Raw genomic sequence first — 2797 nt, forward strand, 5'->3', positions numbered from 1 at the left:
TCCCCAACTTTTACTCCTACAGTTTGATTTGAACCAATTTCTTTTTCAAATAATTCGAACATTTTAGCTACAAACGGACGGGTAGATTTAACCCAATCTCCATCTTCTACTGCAATTCGAGCATCTGATAGTTTATCAATAGCTTCTTTATATGCAAGAGATTTACCTGTTATACTTCTGTATGCTGCCGGTACTGCTCCCATAGCACCACCAAATACGGCACCTGCAGCCATTTCACCCCAACCTTCTGAAGTCGTTAACCTGGTAGCCATTGCAGAAGGAAGCCCAGTAATGAAATCTCCCCAATCACCACCTTCTTTTGCTTTAGCTTGAATTGCTCCCTGATAAACTTCTTCAAGTCCTTCTGTTACCGTATTCGCAAGTAATTGTTTTGCGGTACTATTTAAAAACCGTTTTTGAAAAGCTTCAATTGTTTCTGAAACAACACCTCCTTTCATTATACCCTTTGCTACCGGATTTAAAAACTGGGCAAACTGGGCCAGGTTGGTTACCCCTAAAAGCATGTTTGCTGCTACGGTTTTATTGAAAGCATCTTTAGCGGTTTTTTCATCAACCCCTTGTTCAATCATTTCTTTGAATAAAGAACCACCTTCCATTCCGGCCTCTGTAAGTGTAGCAACGGTACCGGCTATAATTGATTGAAGCAGTTTTCCCTTTGTTGGTACAAAAAGCCCCTTTGTACTACCACCAGATAGTTGGTCAATTACGATATTAACTGCTGCTTGTCTTGCTGCTGCTGCAGCAATAGCTGTTGCTGCAGTTCCAATACCTCCTGTAAGAACTCCTGCTGCTACTGCAGTACCGGTTAGTGCAACATTAGATGGAAGGGAACGACCCATTATTTTACTGTAATAGTATGGGTTTAATAAATCATCTGCAGAAAACTCACCAAGGTCTTTGCTTACAAAATTTTTGTTTCTTTCAACACGATTCATCCCGGATTTATACCATTCGTCAGCAATATCATCATATCCTAATGCTTTAAATGTTCCGGCAAATGAAGTTTCGATATCTCCTATTCCGGAAAACCATGACTTTTTCCATGATTCCAACCAACCTTCATTACCATAATTGTTTATAGCGTAGTTTTTTTCGTCCCCAGGGGCTGATTCAATTCCTTGTTCAAATGGTTTATTATTTCCCGCAAGATTCTGATACCGTGTTTGCATATCCTGCAATTCCTCGGGTGACATTTCAGATAACGGTTTCTGATTTGGATCTATAGGATCGTTGCGAAAAGTAAAACCCTGGTCATTTGAAAACGGAGAACTGGTATCTTCCGGTGACTGATTTTTTACTATTGGTTGATTAATCTCTGGCATAACTTCAATTACTTTTGTACGAAGTTAGCCACATTTTTTTAAAAGGTATTATTGAATATTAGGAGCATTTTGAATTACCTGTCCGGGAAGCCTGTTTTGTGAAGCAATATCCCCTTTCCATTGACCATTACCGTCTTGTCCATATGTTATTGAACCAATGGTTGCTGCATTTCTATTTAAGTCAACAGGTACCCAAACTTCAACAAATCCTTTTTCAATTTGATTGGCCATCATTGAGTTTCCGGTACTTTTTGCATAATTTAAAAGAACATCTTCATTTTGATCGGTTATTGGAATCCTCATAGATAAGCCTTTTCCCATTAAGCTTTTTGGTTGGCCATTGGCAAGAAGTTGGTTTCCGTCTGTTTTTAGCTTTCCTGTTCTGGGATTATAAATAGGAGATTCAGTATAACTTACTGGATAAACAACCTGATTTCTTAAAACGGCCATAACTTCGGGAGGGAAGAAAGAATCATAACCTACCGGACTAATATTAACCGCATCTGATAGAGTATATGCAATTTGCCCATTGTCGTCTTTGGTTTTAACAAGACCTTTTGCGGTAGCAAGCCGATCAATTAATTCTGGAATATATCTTCGTCTAATTGTAGTATTAATAGAACCTCCGGGGCTACCAAATTGATTAGGTGAACCGGTAATCGTTACATTTTCTGATACTGGATCAACAGATTCTATTACTCCTTTCCAGTCAATATTCATGTTGTTATAAGCATTTTGTTGTGCTCTATAAGCACCAATAGCTGCCTGAGTTTGTACATCCGGAAGAATTTTAGGAATTCCGTTTCCGGTCCGATATTGTTCTGAATATTGCTCAATTAGCTTTGATTTAATTTGGTGTGGAACATTTTCACCTTCAAGAATATTTGCATACTCTAATGGAGAATAATCAATACGCTGAGTTGCTGTTTCGTCTTTTTTAGCCGGGAACCAGGATGGATTAACTCCTTTCCATGCATAATGTCCTTCATATCCTATTCGATTAATAAGACCTTTATCAAACATATCCATTGCTTCAGATAATTCATATCCATCAGAAGTTCTCATTCCGTATATTCTTCCTTCTTTTTTTGCTTGCTGAATCGTAGCAAAATCAACTTGGTTTCTAATTCCATTACCTAATTCTTCTGAAGTCATTAGGTCATTTCTAAAAGACAATAGTTTCTCGTAACCTCCATTATTTAAAAAAGATTGAATACTTTCATGCTTTCCCATGTCAGCAATGAGTTCATTTTTCTTTTTTTCATACAACCGTTTAAACCTTATTTGGTCCTGTGGCAATAAATCAAACTTGTTTGTTTCGGAAAGCGTTTTAAATATTTCTTGTTGTGCTGATTTTTCAGCCTGAATGTATTTTGTTTTTTTCTGAACGGCAGATAAAAGATTCTGCATTTCATTATCACGAACTTTACCCCATTGTTCAATAGGCATGGTTG

At 37.5% G+C, this 2797-nt stretch carries 2 protein-coding genes; both read right to left on the bottom strand.

Translation table 11 applies throughout. The features are described 5' to 3' along the window. Positions 1-1343: hypothetical protein (locus K1X82_15340; GenBank protein MBX7183485.1), on the bottom strand; the 1343-nt coding region annotated here is incomplete at its 3' end. 48 nt (positions 1344-1391) lie between these two features. Continuing rightward, on the bottom strand, positions 1392-2797 hold a 1406-nt coding region (locus tag K1X82_15345; GenBank protein ID MBX7183486.1), incomplete at its 5' end, for a hypothetical protein.

This window comes from Bacteroidia bacterium (assembly GCA_019695265.1).
Lineage (GTDB): Bacteria > Bacteroidota > Bacteroidia > JAIBAJ01 > JAIBAJ01 > JAIBAJ01.